Source organism: Comamonas squillarum, from assembly GCF_025309455.1.
GTDB lineage: Bacteria > Pseudomonadota > Gammaproteobacteria > Burkholderiales > Burkholderiaceae_C > Comamonas > Comamonas squillarum.
On sequence record NZ_CP104377.1, the window covers coordinates 2,890,008 to 2,905,390 of the forward strand.

Here is a 15,383-nt window from a genome sequence, read left to right on the forward strand (position 1 = left end):
TTTATTTCTTCAAAGCCGCTGCGCCTTTGCGCGGACCCTTGCGGGTACGGGCATTGGTGCGGGTACGCTGACCACGCATGGGCAGACCACGACGATGACGGAAACCGCGGTAGCAGCCGATGTCCATCAAACGCTTGATGTTCATCGTGGTTTCACGGCGCAGGTCACCTTCCAGGGTCAGGTGAGCGATTGCGTCGCGGATCTTTTCCAGATCAGCGTCCGTGAAGTCCTTGACTTTCTTGGCGTAGTCGATACCAGCGGCTTCGCAGATCTTGCGAGCGGTGGTGCGACCGATGCCATAGATAGCGGTCAGGCCGATCTCCGCATGCTTGTGCGGAGGGATGTTAATACCAGCAATACGTGCCATTTGTGTCCTCTAATACTTTAGATTAACCTTGGCGCTGCTTATGGCGCTGGTCGGTGCAGATCACGCGTACGACACCCTTGCGACGGATGATCTTGCAGTTACGGCAAATCTTCTTTACCGAAGCTGAAACTCTCATTTCATTCTCCTAAAACTTCCATCCGCTCCAGTCTGTGACGGCATTTCAAATATTTAGCCCGAACAGACTGGAGGGCACACTTTCCTGTCGATCTCAGTTTTTGGCTGAGGCCTTGAAGTTCGCCTTCTTCAGAAGCGACTCATACTGCTGAGACATCATGTAGTTCTGGACCTGGGACATGAAGTCCATGGTCACCACGACGATGATCAACAAGGAAGTGCCACCGAAATAGAACGGAACGTTGTACTTCAGGATCAAGAACTCTGGCAGCAGACACACGAAGGTGATGTAAACAGCACCCGCAAGCGTCAAACGCACCAAAATCTTATCAATATAACGTGCTGTCTGATCCCCTGGTCGAATCCCGGGAATAAAGGCACCACTCTTCTTCAGGTTATCGGCCGTTTCGCGGCTGTTGAAAACCAAGGCCGTATAGAAGAAGCAGAAAAAGATGATCGCTGCGGCATAGAACATCACATAGATGGGCTGACCAGGAGTCAGCGTGCTAGCAATGTCCTTGAGCCAACGCATCGATTCGCCAGCGCTGAACCAGTTCACAACAGTGGCAGGCAGCAAGATGATCGACGAAGCGAAGATGGGCGGAATCACACCAGCCATGTTCAGCTTCAGTGGCAAGTGCGAAGACTGACCACCATACACCTTGTTTCCAACCTGACGGCGCGCATAGTTCACCAGGATCTTGCGCTGTCCACGCTCGACAAACACGACGAAGTACGTCACGGCTGCCACTACGAGAACAATGAAGATCGCGGCAATGATGCTCATCGCACCAGTACGCACCAATTCGAGCAATCCACCGATGGAGCTGGGCAGACCCGCAGCAATACCGGCGAAAATCAGGATCGAGATCCCGTTGCCCAAACCACGCTCGGTGATCTGTTCACCCAGCCACATCAGGAACATCGTACCGGCAGTCAAGCTGACCACAGCGGTGAGACGGAACCCGAAACCAGGGCTGAGGACCAAACCGGCAGTGCCTTCCAGCGCCACGGCAATGCCGAGCGATTGGAACAGCGCAAGCGCCAATGCACCGTAACGGGTGTACTGGGTAATCTTGCGACGGCCGGCTTCGCCTTCCTTCTTCATCTGTTCGAATGTCGGGACGACGTAGGTCATCAATTGCATGATGATCGATGCCGAGATGTACGGCATGATCCCCAGTGCAAACACGGTGAAGCGCGAGAGCGCTCCGCCCGAGAACATGTTGAACAGGTTGAGAATGCCACCCTGTTGGCTATTGAACAGCTGCTGCAACTGGTTGGGATCGATACCAGGCACCGGAATATGAGCTCCGATGCGGTAGACGATCAGCGCCAGCAACAGAAAAACCAAACGACGACGCAGATCGCCGTATTTACCGGTCTTTGCAATAGTTGCGGTGTTCGTAGCCACTGATGAATCTTTCAGAAAGGGTTAGGCGACGCTACCGCCAGCAGCTTCGATCGCAGCCTTGGCACCAGCGGTGGCGCCGATGCCGTTCAGCTTGACAGCCTTGGACAGAGCACCGGTGTTGATCACCTTGACGACCTTGGCGCGTTGGCCAACCAGACCGGCTTGCTTGAGCACTGCCAGATCCACATCCGCAGCGCCCAGCAGCTCGAGAGCGGCCAGGGAGACTTCGGCGTTGAACTTCAACGTGGTGGACTTGAAACCGCGCTTGGGCAGGCGACGCTGCAAAGGCATTTGACCGCCTTCGAAGCCTACCTTATGGTAGCCACCCGAACGCGACTTTTGACCCTTGTGACCACGGCCGGCGGTCTTACCCAGACCCGAACCGATACCGCGACCCACGCGACGCTTGGCGTGCTTGGCACCTGCTGCAGGCTTGATGCTATTGAGTTCCATCATCAATCCTTTCAGAGAACCTTCACCAGGTAGGCGATCTTGTTAATCATACCGCGCACTTCGGGGGTGTCCTTCAGTTCGCTGATGCTGTTCAGCTTGCGCAGACCCAGACCACGCACGGTGGCGCGGTGGTCTTCTTTGGTACCAATCGGGCTACGCACCAGTTGGACCTTCACAGTTTGTTGCGTTGTCATAGTGACTCCGATCAGACGAACAGGTCTTCAACCGACTTGCCACGCTTTGCAGCCACTTCCGCAGGGGTCGTGGAGTTGTTCAAAGCGTCGAAAGTGGCGCGAACCATGTTGTAGGGATTCGACGAACCATGGCTCTTGGCCACGATATCGGTGATACCCAGAACTTCGAAGACGGCGCGCATGGGGCCGCCGGCGATGATACCGGTACCCTTGGGGGCAGGAGCCAACATCACGTTGGCAGCGCCATGGTGACCCATCACTTTGTGATGCAGGGTGCCGTTCTTCAACGAAACCTTGATCATGTTGCGACGGGCTTCTTCCATAGCCTTCTGCACGGCAGCAGGCACTTCCTTGGACTTGCCCTTGCCCATGCCAACACGGCCGTCACCATCGCCAACCACGGTCAGTGCAGCGAAGCCGAGAATACGACCACCCTTCACAACCTTGGTGACGCGGTTGACCGCGATCATTTTTTCGCGCAAACCGTCGTCATTCGCCTGGTCTTGCACCTTGGGGGAAAATTTAGCCATTTCTATCCACTCCGCTTAGAACTGCAGGCCGGCTTCGCGGGCTGCATCAGCCAGAGCCTTGACGCGGCCGTGGTAGGCAAAACCTGCACGGTCGAATGCAACCTTCTCAACGCCAGCTGCCTTCGCCTTTTCAGCGATGCGCTTGCCGATGAGAGTAGCTGCGGCGGTGTTGCCACCCTTGCCAGCTGCGCCCAGGTTGCTGCGCACTTCGGCTTCTGCCGTAGATGCGGTTGCAATCACCTTGGTGCCGTCGCCGGAAATGATCGTGGCATAGATATGGAGGTTCGTACGGTTCACCGTCAAACGCGCAACGCCTTGGTTGGCAATGCGGATACGGGTTTGCAGGGAACGACGAAGACGCTGCTGTTTCTTGTTCAACATGATGCAGCTCCTTATTTCTTCTTAGTCTCTTTGATCGTGACCTTCTCATCCGCATAACGGATGCCCTTGCCCTTGTAAGGCTCGGGAGGACGAACGGCACGAATCTCGGCTGCCAGCTGACCCACGCGTTGGCGGTCAGCACCCTTGATCACCACTTCCGTAGGGGTAGGGGTGGCCACGGAGATGCCGGCAGGCATTTCAAAGTTGACTGGGTGGGAATAACCAACGCTCAGGTTCAGCTTGCTGCCAGAGGCAGCGGCCTTGTAACCCACGCCGACGAGAGACAGCTTCTTCTCGAAGCCCTTGCTCACACCAACCACCATGTTGTTCACCAGCTGACGCATGGTGCCGCTCATGGCATTGGCTTCACGGGAGTCATTCACCGGCTCGAAAGCCAGCTTACCGTCGTTGTTGGAAACCTTGACCAGGGCGTTGGGGGTCAGCAGCAGCGTGCCGCCTGCGCCCTTGACGCTGATTTGGTCTTCCTTGATGGAGACATCCACACCTTGGGGGATGCTCACAGGCATTTTTGCTACACGGGACATGTCAGTATTTCTCCTTCAATGCCGCGTTAAGCCACATAGCAAAGCACTTCACCGCCGACACCGGCAGCGCGCGCTTTACGATCGGTCATCACACCCTTAGGCGTGGTCACGATTGCAACACCCAGGCCGTTTTGGACTTGAGGAATTGCAGTGCAGCCCTTGTACACACGCAGGCCAGGACGGCTCACGCGCTCGATACGCTCGATCACTGGACGACCAGCGTAGTACTTCAAGGTAATTGCGAGTTCAGACTTGCCATCTTCGGTCTTCACTTCGAAGCCATCGATGTAACCCTCGTCCTTCAAAACCTGTGCGATGGCAACCTTCACTTTGGAGGAAGGAACCAGCACGGTGGCTTTGGACACCATTTGTGCGTTACGGATACGGGTCAGCAAGTCAGCGATTGGATCACTCATGCTCATGTTTAATCTCCTGACTGCTTACCAGCTGGCCTTGGTCACGCCTGGGATGGCGCCGACGAATGCCAGTTCACGAATCTTGGCGCGGCCCAGACCGAATTGACGGAAAGTGCCACGGGGACGACCCGTGATTTCGCAACGTGCACGTTGACGAGTGGGGTTTGCATTGCGAGGCAGCTTTTGCAGGCCCAGACGGGCTGCATCACGCTCTTCGTCGGAACGCTTGGCGTCGCCGGCGATGGCCTTCAGTTCTGCATACTTGGCTGCGTACTTGGCAGCCAGCTTTTCACGCTTCAGTTCGCGTTGGATCAGTGCTTGTTTAGCCATGCATCACCTCAGTTCTTGAACGGGAAGCGGAAAGCCTGCAACAGTGCCTTGCACTCGTCGTCATTCTTCGCAGTCGTCGTAATGCTGATATTGAGACCACGCAGTGCGTCGACTTTGTCGTACTCAATTTCAGGGAAGATGATTTGTTCTTTGACGCCGATGTTGTAGTTGCCACGGCCATCAAAGGCGCGGCCAGAAATACCACGGAAGTCACGCACGCGGGGCAGAGCCACGGTGACGAAACGGTCCAGGAATTCATACATCTGAACGCCACGCAGGGTCACCATGCAGCCGATAGCTTGGCCTTCGCGGATCTTGAAACCAGCGATAGCCTTCTTGGCCTTGGTCACCACAGGCTTTTGACCAGCAATCTTGGTCAGGTCAGCCACGGCGTTGTCCATCACCTTCTTGTCGGAGACGGCTTCGCTCACACCCATGTTCAGGGTGATCTTCGTCAGGCGAGGCACTTCCATCGAGGAGGTGTAGCCGAACTTCTTCATCAGTTCGGGAGCGATTTGCTCACGGAATTGTTTTTGCAGTCGTGCAACGTTTGCCATGTCTTACTCCTTAGGCTGCGATTTCAGCGCCATTGGACTTGAACACGCGAACACGTGCGCCGTCGGCGTTCACCTTGATGCCCACGCGATCAGCCTTGCCGGTTGCCGCATTGAAGATAGCCACGTTGGATTGGTGGATAGGCATAGCCTTTTCCACGATACCGCCGTTGGTGCCCTTCATGGGGTTTGGCTTGACGTGCTTCTTCACCATGTTGATGCCTTCGATCACCAGGTGGGAGTCGTCCGCACGCAGGGTCACGGTGCCACGCTTGCCCTTGTCACGGCCGGTCAGCACGATAACTTCGTCGCCCTTGCGAATCTTGTTCATAGTGCTATTCCTTTAGAGAACTTCGGGGGCCAGCGACACGATCTTCATGAACTTTTCGGTACGCAGTTCACGGGTCACGGGGCCAAAGATGCGGGTGCCGATAGGCTCCAGCTTGGCGTTGAGCAACACAGCAGCGTTGCCATCGAATTTGACGAGCGAACCGTCAGCACGGCGAATACCCTTTGCGGTACGCACCACCACAGCACTGTAAACCTCGCCTTTTTTGACGCGGCCACGTGGAGCAGCTTCTTTCACGCTCACCTTGATAATGTCACCAACGCTCGCATAGCGACGGTGCGAACCACCCAGCACTTTGATGCACTGGACAGACTTCGCGCCGGTATTGTCGGCAACCTCGAGTCGAGATTCTGTCTGGATCATTTCAATATTCCCAACTTGCACCAGCAGACCAGACAGCCCAATAAGAATTAATCCTCATGGACAGCCAAGCAGCCAGTCAGTCTTGGGCCCGTCGTCCACACCGCAACCATTTACGATGCTTCTCCTGGGCAGAAACCTCGCGCATTAAACGCGAAGCCCTCTATTGTGTCAGAGCTAGCACACCTCGTCAAGGGCGCGCACCCAAACCAGCGGTAAATTTGTATTTTTACGCCACTTTTTCGCCGGCGTACTGCTGCGCCAGCACCAGGAAAGCGGTCAGAGCCGTATCCGACCCCAATTCTTCCTGCAAGATCTCGGCCACGCGCGGGGCCAGCTTGGCGGCCAGGCGGGCATCCAAGAAGAGCAGGCGGCTGCGGCGGGCGAGCACGTCTTCGACAGTGCGCGCATATTCATAGCGCGCAGCAAAACGCACCATGGCTTCGCTCAGGCCATTGGCCAGCCAGACGTCGGCGCCTGGCAAGGTGGCCACAAACTCAGCCTCGCTGCCATAGGAGTGCATGCCTTGGGCCATGTGCATGCTGTGCTGGGCGCGGCCCGATGCGGGCGTACCCACCAGCGGCAGCTTCACGGTCACGCCACCGGGCTTGCGCGGCAGGCGCTGGGCATCGAAGCAGGCATTGAGCACGTCCTCGGCCATCGCGCGGTAGGTGGTCCACTTTCCGCCGGTCACCGTCACCATGCCGGACTTGCTGGTCAGCACCGTGTGCTCACGGCTGATACCCTTGGTGTTTTCGCCATCGTCGTCTTGCGGCTTGACCAGCGGACGCAGCCCGGCCCACATGCTGCGCACATCGGCCATCGTGGGGGCGCGGCTGAGGTACTTGCCCGCCTCGCTCAGGATGAAGTTCAGCTCTTCCTCAAACGGACGGGGCTCGCGCGCCAGGTCATGGCGCGGGGTGTCGGTCGTGCCCAGAATCACCTTGCCCAGCCATGGCACCGCAAACAGCACCCGGCCGTCGACCGTCTTGGGCACGAGCAGGGCATGGTCCGAGGGCAGGAAATCGCGGTCCACCACCAGGTGCACGCCCTGGCTGGGCGCCACCATGGGCTTGACGGGCTTGCCCATCATCTCGGCATCCTGCTGGCGCAGGTGGTCCACCCAGGGGCCCGTGGCGTTGACCACGCAGCGCGCACGCACCGTGTAGCGCTGGCCAGACTCGGCATCCTTGCAGACCACGCCTGCGACCCGGCCCTCCTCCTGGATCAGCTCCGTCACCGGGCAGTAGTTGACCAGCAAGGCCCCCTTGGCAGCGGCCGTGCGGGCCAGCGCAATCGCCAGGCGGGCGTCGTCGAACTGGCCATCCCAGTATTTGACGCCGCCCTTCAAACCCTTGTCTTGCACCGTGGGCAGCAGCCGGCGCGTGGCGCCAGCCGAGAGAAACTGTGTCGAGCCCAGACCCGCCTTGCCCGCCAGCGCGTCGTACATCTTGAGGCCGATGCCATAGAACGGCGTGTCCAGCATCTTGTAGGACGGCATCACAAAGGCCAGCGGCTGGGCGATATGCGGCGCGTTGTTGAGCAAGGTGGTGCGCTCATGCAGAGCCTCGCGCACCAGCGAAATATTGCCCTGCGCCAGATAGCGCACGCCGCCATGCACCAGCTTGGTGGCGCGCGACGAGGTGCCCTTGGCAAAGTCCATCGCTTCGAGCAGCGCCACCTTGAAGCCGCGCGCGGCCGCATCGAGCGCCACGCCCAGGCCCGTGGCCCCGCCCCCGACCACCACCAGATCAAATACCGGCGTGGCGCCCAGGCGGGCCAGCAAATCAGTACGGTGAACAGACAGCGGTGCAGCAGCAGTGGACATGCGAAGTAGAAAGAAAGGTCTGAGGGTTGCGGCGCGCCGGCCTGGCCAGGATCGCCGCAAAGTGCCAAAGCCTGGAAGCGAGATTCGCTTTTGCGCTTTTGTCTCTAAATTTTATTCGTTTTTGATCTTTTTTGTTCGTTATTGGCAAATTTGCCGTTGGCGAAGCCCAAGATCTCAGCGGCGCAGCATGCCAGCCTGGCATGCCAATCTGATGACAAAACCACCCGCCAGCCATGGCTGATGCGGGGACCGCCCGGTGCGGCACGCCACCTCCTGCCTGCTGCACTGTTGCGTTTTGCACTATATTGGCGGGAGTTTTCGTTTTCATTCGTTTCAGATCCACGCCATGACGGAGCTCTACAACAGCAACCCTCGCCAACTGCTGCTCTTGCAAGAGGTGCAGCGCCGCAGCTCGGCCACCGTCGAGGAGCTGGCCGCCTTCCTGGGTGTGACGCTGCAGACCGTGCGCCGCGATGTGCAGCGGCTGTCCGAAGCCGGGGTGCTCACGCGCTTTCATGGCGGCGTGCGCGTGCCCAACTCCACCACAGAAAATCTCGCCCACCAGCAGCGCGAAGCGCTCAATGCCGACGGCAAGACCCGCATTGCCCAGGCCGTGGCCGCCCAGGTGCCACACAACTGCTCGCTGATCCTGAACATCGGCACCACGACCGAGGCGATTGCCCGCGCGCTGATGCAGCACCGGGGGCTGCGCATCATCACCAACAACCTCAATGTGGCCGCCACCTTGAGCAGCAATGCGGATTGCGAAGTGATCGTCGCCGGCGGCGTGGTGCGCGGCCGCGACCGGGGCATCATCGGCGAGGCTGCGGTGGACTTCATCCGCCAGTTCCGCGTCGATATTGCGCTCATCGGTATTTCCGGCATTGAATCAGACGGCAGCCTGCGCGACTATGACTTCCGCGAAGTGAAAGTGGCCCAGACCATCATGGACCAGGCACGCGAGGTCTGGATGGCGGCCGACCACAGCAAGTTTGGCCGCCCGGCGATGGTCGAGGTGGGCCCGCTCTCGCGCATTGACCGGCTGTTTACCGATGCCCCGCCGCCCGACCCCTTCCCCCGGCTGCTGCAGGAAGCCCATGTGCACTGCACCGTCGCTTGACAGCCGGGTACAGCCCGCCTGCCCTTTGTTGATTTGATTGAAATACCGGCTCAGACCGGCCTTGAGACATGACCTATCTGCTCGCTCTGGACCAGGGCACCTCCAGCTCCCGCACCATTGTGTTTGACCGCCAGGGCGCCATCGTGGCCCAGGCGCAGCGCGAGCTGCCGCAAATCTATCCCCGCCCCGGCCATGTGGAACACGACCCAATGCAGATCTGGGGCACGCAGTTGGCCACGGCGCAGGAGGCTTTGACTACCGCCGGCATCAGCGCCAGCCAGGTCACCAGCCTGGGCATCACCAACCAGCGCGAGACCACCATCGTCTGGAACCGCAAGACCGGCCAACCCATCCACAACGCGCTGGTCTGGCAGGACCGCCGCGCCGAGCCCGTCTGCGCCCAGCTGCGCGCCGACGGCCATGCCACGCTGATCCAGGAAAAAACAGGCCTGCTGGTCGATGCCTATTTCTCGGGCACCAAGCTGCAGTGGCTGCTCGACCATGTGCCGGGCGCACGCGCCGCTGCCGAGCGCGGTGAACTGGCCTTTGGCACGGTCGATACCTGGCTGGTCTGGCAGCTGACCCAGGGCCAGCGCCATGTCACCGATGTGAGCAATGCCAGCCGCACCATGCTGTTCAACGTGCACAGCAATACCTGGGACCAGGAACTGCTGGACCTGCTGAACATCCCGCGCTCGCTGATGCCCGAGGTGCAGCCCTCGGCCAGCCATTTTGGCGATACCGCCGCGCAGGTGCTGGGCGCTGCCATCCACATCGGCGGCATGGCCGGCGACCAGCAAAGCGCGCTGTTTGGCCAGGCCTGCTTTGCGCCGGGCATGGCCAAGAACACCTACGGCACCGGCTGCTTCATGCTGATGCACACCGGAGCGCAGTTCCACCCCTCACGCAATGGCCTGCTGACCACCAGCGCCGCGCAGACCGACACCACCCCGCAGTATGCGCTCGAAGGCAGCGTCTTTGTCGGCGGCGCCGTCGTGCAGTGGCTGCGCGATGGCCTGCGCGCCATTGAACACAGCGGCCAGGTGCAGCAGTTGGCCGAGAGCGTGCCCGACAGCGGCGGCGTGATGATGGTGCCCGCCTTCACCGGCCTGGGCGCGCCCTACTGGGATGCCGATGCCCGGGGCACCATCACCGGCCTGACGCGGGGCACCACGGTGGCCCATATTGCGCGGGCTGCGCTGGAATCCATTGCCTACCAAAGCGCCGCGCTGCTGCAGGCCATGAGCCTCGATGCCGTCGCCAACGGTGGCCAGCCGGTGACGGAATTGCGCGTGGATGGCGGCGCCAGTGTCAACAACCTGCTGATGCAGTTCCAGGCCGATTTGCTGGGCATTCCGGTGGTGCGCCCGGCCTGCGTGGAGACCACCGCCTTGGGCGCTGCCTACCTGGCAGGCCTGACCACGGGCATCTACCACAGCAGCGAAGAGCTGTCGGCGCTGTGGAAGGCCGAGCGCCGCTTTACACCCACACAGGACAAGGCGCGTGCTGATGCGCTGATGGCGCGCTGGGAGCAGGCGGTGCGCCAGACGATGGCGCGCTAAGCGACTTTTCCCAAACGAGAACAGGGGCCGCAGCCCCTGTTGTTGTCTATGCCTTCAATGGGATCCGCTTATTCCTCGTCGCCACGCAGCAAGGCGCGGTGGATCAGCGCACCGATCACGGCACCCACAATCGGCGCCAGCCAGAACAGCCACAGCTGCTCCAACGCAATGGCGGGGCCAAACAGCGCAGGACCGGTGCTGCGTGCAGGATTCACCGAGGTATTGGTCACGGGGATCGAGATCAGGTGGATCAAGGTCAGGCACAGGCCAATGCTCATGCCGGCAAAGCCCACGGCCGCCTTCTTCGTGGTCGAGCCCAGGATCACCAGCAGGAAGACCGCGGTCAGCACCACCTCGGTCAGCAGCGCCGCCAGCATCGAGAACTTGCCTGGCGAATGCTCACCAAAGCCATTGGTGGCCAGGTCCGTGACCTGCGCGCCTGCCTTGCCGCTGGCAATCAGGTATAGCAGGCCGGCCGCCACAATCGCACCCAGCACCTGGGCAATGATGTAGCCCGGCAGGTCCGAGGCCTTGAAGCGCCCGGCCACCGTCAAGCCGACCGAGACGGCCGGGTTGAAATGGCCGCCCGAGATCGGGCCAAAGGCATAGGCGCCGGTCAGCACCGTCAGGCCAAAGGCCAGGGACACACCCAGGAGGCCAATCCCCACTTCCGGAAAGGCCGCAGCCAGCACCGCGCTGCCACAGCCGCCAAACGTCAGCCAGAACGTACCCAGGCATTCCGCCGACCATTTTTGCAGGTTGGATGTCATCTCTCTTACCCCTTCATCAGTCAGACCCGCGGCATGCAACGCACACACAGGCGGGCCCTAGTAGCCGAGATGATAAGGAGCGAGCGGCGTTTGAAAATGTCAACAATTGCCGGTGCAACAAGCGCGCTACACTTGCCGAAAATGCTATGAAAATCAATATTCAAATACATTATTCGTTTGGCCTACTCAACGCGCTGTCGCTCTCCGTTGCGCTGCTTTTGGCGGGCTGCAAGACCTCTCCGGAGCCTGCACAAGAACCGGCTTCACTGCCTACTCCCAAGCCTGCCGCCACCCTCGCCTGCCATGCCGCCGGCAGCCCAGCCTGGCAACTGCTCGGCGAGCAGCGTTGGCCGCTCGATACCAGCTGGGCCGGCACGCCCATCAGCGGGCTCTCGTCCATCGATTACAACCCTGCCGATGACAGCTATTACCTGGTGAGTGACGACCGCTCGGCCAAGGACAGCGCCCGCTGGTACCAGGCCCGCATCCGCTACAACGCCAGCGGCCTGCAGCAGGTCAGCATCACCGGCCAGCAGTACCTGCAGACACCGTCAGGCACGCCCTACCCCAGCAGCCGCACGGCGGCAGCGGACACGGCCGTGCCCGACCCCGAAGCGCTGCGGCTGCTGCCCGGCGGGCGCAGCGTGGTCTGGAGCAGCGAAGGCGACTTTGCACGCGGCTTTGGCCCCGCGTTGCAGCAAGCCGGGCTCGATGGCAGTTGGCAAAAAACCTGGCCCCTGCCCGCGCTGCTGCAAGGCCCGCTGCAGCTCGCAACCGGCCGGGGCCCGCGCAACAATATGACCTTGGAGGGCATCGCGATCAGCGACGACCAGCGCAGCCTGTGGTTGGCCATGGAAGGCGCCTTGCGCCAGGACGGCCCGCTGCCGCGCCGGGGCCAGATTGGCGGGCCGCTGCGCATCACCCAGTATGACCTGGCCAGCCAGCAGCCTGTGCGCCAGATCGCCTACATCCCCGACGCGCTACCCAAGGACAACCTGCTGCTGCCGCTCATTGCCATCAATGGCGTCAGCGAGGTCCTGGCCGATGGACCCGACCACCTGCTGGTGCTCGAGCGCGCCTATGTGCTGGGCGCAGGCTTTTCTGCACGCGTCTACCGCATCAACACCCAGGAGGCCAGCGACACCTTGGCCATCGATGCGCTGCAGGACGCGGCATACACCCCCGCCCACAAGGAGTTGCTGCTGGATTTTGCGCAACTGGGCCTGCGCACCGTGGACAACCTCGAAGGCATGACCTGGGGCCCGCGCCTGGCCAGCGGCGAGCGCGTGCTGCTGCTGGTCAGCGACAACAACTTCAACCCGGCCCAGGTCACGCAGTTTTTGGCGCTGGTCGAGACACCGGCCTGCGCCAGCGCATCGGGCAATACATCCGGCCACGCCGGCCAATCGCATCGCAATTGAAATTGATAGCAAAACCTGTGCGCCCCGCATGGCTTGCCGCGCCAGCGGTTTGAGCTTTGCGCAGGCCGCCGCTATAGTGGCAGCCACAGCAGCACGCGCTGGTTTTGCCCCCTTTTCTCTTTGTTTGCACCTGCCGCCATGTCCACTACCGATCTGTCCCAATTTCCCGCCATCGCCTTTATCGGCGGCGGCAACATGGCCAGCGCCATCATCGGCGGCCTGATCCGCCAGGGCCTGCCCCAAGACCGCATCCAGGTGGTCGAGCCCTACGAGCCCCAGCGCCAAGTGCTGCAGCAGCAATTTGGCATCAACGCGCTGCCCGCCGCTGACAGCAGCCTGGCGCAGGCCCAGGTCGTTGTCTGGGCCGTCAAGCCGCAAACCTTTGCCCAGGCCGCTGCCGCGGTCGCCGACCACAGCCGCCATGCGCTGCACCTGAGCGTGGCCGCCGGCATCCGCAGCGACAGCATTGCCCAGTGGCTGGGCAATGACCAGATCGTGCGCGCCATGCCCAATACGCCGGCCCTCGTCGGCCAGGGCATGACGGGGCTGTTTGCGCGCCCGCAGGTGAGTGCTGCCCAGCAGCAGCTGGCCGAGCAGATCATCACCACCACCGGTCAGCTGGTCTGGGTGCAGCAGGAGTCGCAGCTCGACGCGGTCACCGCCCTGTCGGGATCGGGCCCTGCGTATGTGTTCTATTTTCTCGAAGCCATGCAGCAAGCCGGTGTGGAGATGGGTCTGCCCGCCGAGCAGGCGCTGCAGCTGGCCATTGGCACCTTCAGCGGCGCATCGGCCCTGGCTGCGCAGTCGGGCGAAGCCCCTTCTGTGCTGCGTGAGCGCGTCACCAGCAAGGGCGGCACCACCTTTGCTGCGCTGGAGCACATGCGGGCTGCCGATATCGCGGCCCGCTTCATCGGCGCCATGCATGCCGCCGAGCGCCGCGCCAAGGCCCTAGGCGACGAGTTCGGCGGCTAAGAGCCAGCGCCTTTTCGGCCGCCCGGGCAGGGGCGGTCTGCGTTGTTGCAGCGCTTGCCAATAGCTGGCTATTGGCTGCGCACTGCGCCTAGCATCCCATCCCGCAAAGACACTGTCGCGGTCCGAGGAGAACAGACTCTCAAACTCCTGCAGCGGCAGTCTCCAGCCAAATACCGGTGCGCCCCACCGCGCCAGCAACTTTGCAGAAATGCAGCAACGCATTGCGTATATTTCACACAGAAGTCAAACGCAAAGCGTATAATCCGGCCGCATTCACACCTTTGCACGGAGCCAGGTCATGGACAGCCAACAGGATTTTCTTCGCGACGCAATGCGCCGTTTGAACTTGACGCGCGACGCTTTTGCCGAGCGCCTGGGCGTGCGCCGCCGCACCTTGGACACCTGGCTGTTGCCCGAGGCCTCGGGCGAAGCCCGCGCCATGCCAGATATGGCGCAGAAGTTTGTCTCCGAGATCCTGTTTCGCGAAGCCGAGGGACACGACGCCCAGAAGCACCACCGCCCGCTGGCCGAGCGCATGTCGGCCGATGGCCGGCCACAGCTGCTGTCGGTGGCCCAGCTCGAGCGCGAAAGCCTGGAAGAATTGTTCCGCATCGCCGATGTGATGCAGCCCATTGCGCGCCGCCACAAGGTCTGCCGCGTGCTCGAAGGCGCCGTCATGGGCAGCCTGTTCTTTGAAGCCAGCACCCGCACCCGCGTGAGCTTTGGCGCCGCCTTCAGCCGCCTGGGCGGCTCGGTCTGCGACACCACCGGCTTTACCTTCTCGTCGATGGCCAAGGGCGAATCCATCTATGACACCAGCCGCGTGATGGCCGGCTATGTCGATGCGCTCGTCATCCGCCACCCCGAGCAAGGCTCGGTGGCCGAGTTCGCACGCGCGACGAACATCCCTGTGATCAATGCCGGCGACGGCCCCGGCGAGCACCCCAGCCAGGCGATCTTGGACATGTACACCATCCAGCGTGAGTTCTCGCGCCTGGGCAAGCTGATGGATGGCGCCCATATCGCGATGGTGGGCGATCTGAAGTACGGCCGCACCGTGCATTCGCTGATCCGCCTGCTGTCGCTGTACAAGGGCATGAAGTTCACGCTGATCTCGCCCAGCTCGCTGGAGATGCCCGCCTACCTGATCGAGCTGGCCTCGACCAATGGCCATGTGGTGGAGGTCTCGACCTCGCTGCAAGACCTCAAGGGCGCCGATGTGGTCTACGCCACGCGCATCCAGAAAGAGCGCTTTGCCGGTGAGAACATCGAGGGCTATACGCCCGAGTTCCAGGTGCAGAAATCGCTGGTCGATGCGGTCTGCAAGCCCGACACCATCATCATGCACCCGCTGCCGCGCGATGCCCGCGCCGGCGCCAACGATCTGTCCACCGATCTGAACCTGGACCCGCGCCTGGCCATCTTCCGCCAGACCGACAATGGCATCCCTGTGCGCATGGCTTTGTTTGCCGTTTTGATGGGTGTCGAGAGCCAGATTGCCCGCAATTTGCGCGATGTCACCTGGCGTTCTCCGGCTTTTGTAGGCCCGGATGATGCAGTGTTTGATACTTTGGATTAAACTCTGCCTTACACAACACCATGATTTGAGACATTTTTTCGAAGCGCCCACTACTTGCTTCGAAAGAATTAACGTTTTTTTCCTGCGACTCCAGTGTTAGCGG

Annotated in this window: 20 protein-coding genes; 5 read left to right on the top strand and 15 right to left on the bottom strand. The window is 61.1% G+C overall.

The window, feature by feature from the left end:
- Position 1: 1 nt before the first annotated feature.
- The 14 genes from rpsM to N4T19_RS13430 all read right to left on the bottom strand — a co-directional run bounded on the left by rpsM (position 2) and on the right by N4T19_RS13430 (position 7,856).
- Complete coding sequence (gene rpsM, locus N4T19_RS13365; protein ID WP_021028317.1) at positions 2–367, bottom strand: 30S ribosomal protein S13; 366 nt, start codon at positions 365–367, stop codon at positions 2–4.
- A gap of 22 nt (positions 368–389) precedes the next feature.
- Positions 390–503, bottom strand: a complete 114-nt coding sequence (rpmJ, locus tag N4T19_RS13370) for a 50S ribosomal protein L36 (protein WP_003050535.1) — start codon at positions 501–503, stop codon at positions 390–392.
- A gap of 93 nt (positions 504–596) precedes the next feature.
- Entirely contained in the window at positions 597–1,916 is a 1,320-nt protein-coding gene (secY, locus tag N4T19_RS13375; RefSeq protein ID WP_021028316.1) for a preprotein translocase subunit SecY, read from the bottom strand.
- A 21-nt stretch (positions 1,917–1,937) separates the two neighbouring features.
- Positions 1,938–2,369: a 50S ribosomal protein L15 gene (gene rplO, locus N4T19_RS13380; RefSeq protein WP_027011218.1), complete on the bottom strand. Its 432-nt coding sequence runs from the start codon at positions 2,367–2,369 to the stop codon at positions 1,938–1,940.
- A gap of 11 nt (positions 2,370–2,380) precedes the next feature.
- Positions 2,381–2,563: a 50S ribosomal protein L30 gene (gene rpmD, locus N4T19_RS13385; RefSeq protein ID WP_021028314.1), complete on the bottom strand. Its 183-nt coding sequence runs from the start codon at positions 2,561–2,563 to the stop codon at positions 2,381–2,383.
- Positions 2,564–2,574: 11 nt separating this feature from the next.
- On the bottom strand, positions 2,575–3,093 hold the full coding sequence (gene rpsE / locus N4T19_RS13390) for a 30S ribosomal protein S5 (RefSeq protein WP_027011217.1): 519 nt from the start codon (positions 3,091–3,093) through the stop codon (positions 2,575–2,577).
- A 15-nt stretch (positions 3,094–3,108) separates the two neighbouring features.
- Entirely contained in the window at positions 3,109–3,474 is a 366-nt protein-coding gene (rplR, locus tag N4T19_RS13395) for a 50S ribosomal protein L18 (RefSeq protein WP_021028312.1), read from the bottom strand.
- 11 nt (positions 3,475–3,485) lie between these two features.
- Positions 3,486–4,019, bottom strand: coding sequence for a 50S ribosomal protein L6 (rplF, locus tag N4T19_RS13400; RefSeq protein ID WP_116926313.1), 534 nt, complete (start codon positions 4,017–4,019; stop codon positions 3,486–3,488).
- Positions 4,020–4,045: 26 nt separating this feature from the next.
- Complete coding sequence (rpsH, locus tag N4T19_RS13405; protein WP_021028310.1) at positions 4,046–4,441, bottom strand: 30S ribosomal protein S8; 396 nt, start codon at positions 4,439–4,441, stop codon at positions 4,046–4,048.
- 18 nt (positions 4,442–4,459) lie between these two features.
- Positions 4,460–4,765 carry a 30S ribosomal protein S14 gene (gene rpsN / locus N4T19_RS13410; RefSeq protein WP_021028309.1) on the bottom strand — a complete coding sequence of 102 codons (306 nt, stop codon included), beginning with the start codon at positions 4,763–4,765 and terminating at the stop codon, positions 4,460–4,462.
- Positions 4,766–4,773: 8 nt separating this feature from the next.
- The gene (rplE, locus tag N4T19_RS13415) at positions 4,774–5,322 is read right to left on the bottom strand and encodes a 50S ribosomal protein L5 (protein WP_021028308.1); all 549 of its coding nucleotides are present in this window, start codon (positions 5,320–5,322) and stop codon (positions 4,774–4,776) included.
- A gap of 10 nt (positions 5,323–5,332) precedes the next feature.
- Positions 5,333–5,650, bottom strand: a complete 318-nt coding sequence (gene rplX, locus N4T19_RS13420) for a 50S ribosomal protein L24 (protein WP_021028307.1) — start codon at positions 5,648–5,650, stop codon at positions 5,333–5,335.
- 12 nt (positions 5,651–5,662) lie between these two features.
- Positions 5,663–6,031 (bottom strand): 50S ribosomal protein L14, encoded by a 369-nt coding sequence (rplN, locus tag N4T19_RS13425; RefSeq protein WP_027016133.1) that lies wholly within the window; start codon positions 6,029–6,031, stop codon positions 5,663–5,665.
- 226 nt (positions 6,032–6,257) lie between these two features.
- Positions 6,258–7,856, bottom strand: coding sequence for a glycerol-3-phosphate dehydrogenase/oxidase (locus tag N4T19_RS13430; RefSeq protein WP_260718262.1), 1,599 nt, complete (start codon positions 7,854–7,856; stop codon positions 6,258–6,260).
- 346 nt (positions 7,857–8,202) lie between these two features.
- Between N4T19_RS13430 and N4T19_RS13435 the strand changes: the two genes are divergently transcribed.
- Positions 8,203–8,976 carry a DeoR/GlpR family DNA-binding transcription regulator gene (locus N4T19_RS13435; protein ID WP_116926311.1) on the top strand — a complete coding sequence of 258 codons (774 nt, stop codon included), beginning with the start codon at positions 8,203–8,205 and terminating at the stop codon, positions 8,974–8,976.
- Between the two features lie 68 nt (positions 8,977–9,044).
- Positions 9,045–10,538, top strand: a complete 1,494-nt coding sequence (glpK, locus tag N4T19_RS13440) for a glycerol kinase GlpK (RefSeq protein WP_182343741.1) — start codon at positions 9,045–9,047, stop codon at positions 10,536–10,538.
- Between the two features lie 68 nt (positions 10,539–10,606).
- Here the strand turns inward: glpK and aqpZ are convergent, their stop codons facing one another.
- Complete coding sequence (gene aqpZ / locus N4T19_RS13445) at positions 10,607–11,308, bottom strand: aquaporin Z (protein WP_021028304.1); 702 nt, start codon at positions 11,306–11,308, stop codon at positions 10,607–10,609.
- Between the two features lie 146 nt (positions 11,309–11,454).
- Here aqpZ and N4T19_RS13450 point away from each other — a divergent pair, with 146 nt between their 5' ends.
- From N4T19_RS13450 to N4T19_RS13460, 3 genes are all read left to right on the top strand, one after another.
- The gene (locus tag N4T19_RS13450; protein ID WP_260718263.1) at positions 11,455–12,729 is read left to right on the top strand and encodes an esterase-like activity of phytase family protein; all 1,275 of its coding nucleotides are present in this window, start codon (positions 11,455–11,457) and stop codon (positions 12,727–12,729) included.
- A gap of 138 nt (positions 12,730–12,867) precedes the next feature.
- A complete protein-coding gene (gene proC / locus N4T19_RS13455) occupies positions 12,868–13,701 on the top strand; it encodes a pyrroline-5-carboxylate reductase (RefSeq protein ID WP_260718264.1) in 834 nt (277 codons plus the stop codon).
- A gap of 298 nt (positions 13,702–13,999) precedes the next feature.
- Positions 14,000–15,280 (top strand): aspartate carbamoyltransferase, encoded by a 1,281-nt coding sequence (locus tag N4T19_RS13460; protein WP_021028302.1) that lies wholly within the window; start codon positions 14,000–14,002, stop codon positions 15,278–15,280.
- Positions 15,281–15,383 lie beyond the last annotated feature (103 nt).

Excerpts from the sequence above, each read along its gene's own strand:
- rpsM (WP_021028317.1), bottom strand. The coding sequence starts at position 367 with ATGGCACGTATTGCTGGTATTAACATCCCTCCGCACAAGCATGCGGAG.
- rpmJ (WP_003050535.1), bottom strand. The coding sequence starts at position 503 with ATGAGAGTTTCAGCTTCGGTAAAGAAGATTTGCCGTAACTGCAAGATC.
- rplO (WP_027011218.1), bottom strand. The coding sequence starts at position 2,369 with ATGGAACTCAATAGCATCAAGCCTGCAGCAGGTGCCAAGCACGCCAAG.
- rpmD (WP_021028314.1), bottom strand. The coding sequence starts at position 2,563 with ATGACAACGCAACAAACTGTGAAGGTCCAACTGGTGCGTAGCCCGATT.
- rpsE (WP_027011217.1), bottom strand. The coding sequence starts at position 3,093 with ATGGCTAAATTTTCCCCCAAGGTGCAAGACCAGGCGAATGACGACGGT.
- rplR (WP_021028312.1), bottom strand. The coding sequence starts at position 3,474 with ATGTTGAACAAGAAACAGCAGCGTCTTCGTCGTTCCCTGCAAACCCGT.
- rplF (WP_116926313.1), bottom strand. The coding sequence starts at position 4,019 with ATGTCCCGTGTAGCAAAAATGCCTGTGAGCATCCCCCAAGGTGTGGAT.
- rpsH (WP_021028310.1), bottom strand. The coding sequence starts at position 4,441 with ATGAGCATGAGTGATCCAATCGCTGACTTGCTGACCCGTATCCGTAAC.
- rpsN (WP_021028309.1), bottom strand. The coding sequence starts at position 4,765 with ATGGCTAAACAAGCACTGATCCAACGCGAACTGAAGCGTGAAAAGCTG.
- rplE (WP_021028308.1), bottom strand. The coding sequence starts at position 5,322 with ATGGCAAACGTTGCACGACTGCAAAAACAATTCCGTGAGCAAATCGCT.
- rplX (WP_021028307.1), bottom strand. The coding sequence starts at position 5,650 with ATGAACAAGATTCGCAAGGGCGACGAAGTTATCGTGCTGACCGGCCGT.
- rplN (WP_027016133.1), bottom strand. The coding sequence starts at position 6,031 with ATGATCCAGACAGAATCTCGACTCGAGGTTGCCGACAATACCGGCGCG.
- N4T19_RS13430 (WP_260718262.1), bottom strand. The coding sequence starts at position 7,856 with ATGTCCACTGCTGCTGCACCGCTGTCTGTTCACCGTACTGATTTGCTG.
- N4T19_RS13435 (WP_116926311.1), top strand. The coding sequence starts at position 8,203 with ATGACGGAGCTCTACAACAGCAACCCTCGCCAACTGCTGCTCTTGCAA.
- glpK (WP_182343741.1), top strand. The coding sequence starts at position 9,045 with ATGACCTATCTGCTCGCTCTGGACCAGGGCACCTCCAGCTCCCGCACC.
- aqpZ (WP_021028304.1), bottom strand. The coding sequence starts at position 11,308 with ATGACATCCAACCTGCAAAAATGGTCGGCGGAATGCCTGGGTACGTTC.
- N4T19_RS13450 (WP_260718263.1), top strand. The coding sequence starts at position 11,455 with ATGAAAATCAATATTCAAATACATTATTCGTTTGGCCTACTCAACGCG.
- proC (WP_260718264.1), top strand. The coding sequence starts at position 12,868 with ATGTCCACTACCGATCTGTCCCAATTTCCCGCCATCGCCTTTATCGGC.
- N4T19_RS13460 (WP_021028302.1), top strand. The coding sequence starts at position 14,000 with ATGGACAGCCAACAGGATTTTCTTCGCGACGCAATGCGCCGTTTGAAC.